Genomic DNA, 2,004 nt, shown 5'->3' with positions numbered 1-2,004 from the left:
AACCACGCGATCTTGGCGCACTTGTCCGGTTCGGCGTTCACCGGCTCCGGCGACTGCCTTCCGATCAGGGGTGGGACCCGGAGGCGGGGCTTGCGCCGGGTGACTCACGGCGCCCGTCCGGCAGCGGCGCGAGGGCGCCGTCGATGTCCGCTCGCGGCACGTCGGCCCAGCCGTGGGGCGAGAAGAACGAACCTTTGCCGAGACGGTAGTTCTCCCCGGCACCGACACCGGCCACCAGCAAGTCCCCCGGGATCCCGTCCATGGTGCCAGCGCGCCCCACAGGAGCCGGTCGTGCGCGATCTCCTCGGCCGAGACGTCCTCGCCCGCGTCGAGCCGCCGGATCAGGTCCTTCTCGCCGGCGTCCTCCGCCGATTCGCGCCAGTGCGCGAGCAGCCCGTCGACATACGCGGGAAGCACGTGCTCGGCGACCGTACGGCGGTCGGTGCCCAGCCACGCGTACCGCCGCAGCACCCAATCGGCCGGCTTCGCGTGAGTCGCGCACGCGGCCCGGTACACCCGCAAGCACTCCTGTGCCTTGTCCAGCGACTGCACGGGCCCGCACAGCCAGGCGTCGCCGAGCCGCGCGGCCCGCTCGACGGCGGCATCGGCGACGCCGGCCACCCACAGCGGGATGCGTTCCTGGACCGGGCGCGGATACACGGTCAGCTCGGGAAAGCTGTGAAACCGCCCCTGGTAGGACACGTTCTCGCGCGACCACACCAGGCGCAGGATCTCCAACGCCTCTTCCATCCGCGCGCCGCGGCGGCGAAAGTCCGAGCCGTGCGCCTGGTACTCCAGCGGCCACCAGCCCAGGCCCACCCCGAGGCTGACCCGACCACCCGAGATCTCGTCGATCGTGGCCACCTGCTCGGCGACGCGCAGCGGGTGGTGCACGGGAAGCTGGAAGATCCCGGTACCCACACGCAGCGTGTCCGTCCGGGCGGCGACAGCCGCGAGGAGGGTGAGCGGATCGCTCATGTTCCCCGCCATGAAATGGTGGTGACCAACGGTCGCCGTGTCGAACCCGGCCTCCTCCGCAATCCGGGCCAGCGCGAACGTGCGGTGATAGGGCTGGGCACGACCGGGCTCACGCAACACCGGCAACGACATCGAGAACTTCATGCGCCGGGAAACTAGCAGCGCCCACCCAAGCTCTCCAGAGGCACGCGATCTTCGAGGGGACTTGGTCGGGCCGGGTCGGGTCGGGTCGGCTCGATCGGACCGGGCCGGGGTCGGGTCGGTCGGGTCGGTCGGGTCGGTCCGGGCGGCTCGGGACACTGGCTCTGCGTGGTCGGCCCGGTTGCGTTTGCTCAGGTCCGGTCGGTCCGGTCGGTCCGGTCGGGCTGTTCGGGCTGTTCGGGCTGTTCGGGCTGTTCGGGTTGGTCGCCCGGCGTGGGCGGAGCGGGTGGGCGGACGGGCACGGTGGCCCGTCACCGGGTCCCTCCGGGAACGGCTGCGGTTCGTCGCTTGGATCGCAAAGTGCTCCCCGTACGAACACTCTCGCATCGCGCCGGCAGGCGGCCGTGTCGTCGGGCGTTACTGCCGACCCGGGCCGTACGCCGGACCGGTCGGGCCGTCTCGCGGAAGGGCGGCGCCCTCGAACCGGCCGAGGAGACCCACCACCCACTCCTTGACGGAGGGGGTTCGACGCACCCTGCGAAACGCGCCGAAGTCGCGGCCTATGCGTCGCGCTCGCCTGCACCGGCCGGCTGCCACCCCTTGCCACGCGCCGCGCCCAGCCCGCGCACCGCGCCCGTACGCAGCCGTTCGTCGGCAAGGGCGATACGCCTCGACTCGGAGCGCTCTCCCGCCACTCCGAGCATTCCTCCTCGGCTCCGAGCGTTCTCCCCCGACACCGAGCGTTCCTCCTCGGTTTCGGGTGTTACGCCGGTCCGGCTTCGGCCGCCCTCGTGGCGATCTCGCGCTCCTGCCTGCGGTGTTCGGTGGCCTCGGCGGGGCGGCCCAGGGCCGTCGCGAGGTCGGCGAGGTGCCCGGCCACCGGCC

At 72.4% G+C, this 2,004-nt stretch carries 2 protein-coding genes; both read right to left on the bottom strand.

Going from position 1 to position 2,004, the window contains the following annotated elements:
• On the bottom strand, nt 1-1,122 hold a 1,122-nt coding region (locus GT354_RS14295), incomplete at its 3' end, for an LLM class flavin-dependent oxidoreductase (RefSeq protein WP_237534838.1).
• A gap of 557 nt (nt 1,123-1,679) precedes the next feature.
• On the bottom strand, nt 1,680-1,823 hold the full coding sequence (locus tag GT354_RS14290) for a hypothetical protein (RefSeq protein ID WP_161356519.1): 144 nt from the start codon (nt 1,821-1,823) through the stop codon (nt 1,680-1,682).
• Nucleotides 1,824-2,004: the final 181 nt, after the last annotated feature.

Origin of the sequence: Streptomyces sp. SID3343, from assembly GCF_009865215.1 — a bacterium.
Classification (GTDB): domain Bacteria; phylum Actinomycetota; class Actinomycetes; order Streptomycetales; family Streptomycetaceae; genus Embleya.
Note: the sequence above shows the minus strand (reverse complement) of the source record. Positions and strands in the feature narration are given on the sequence as shown.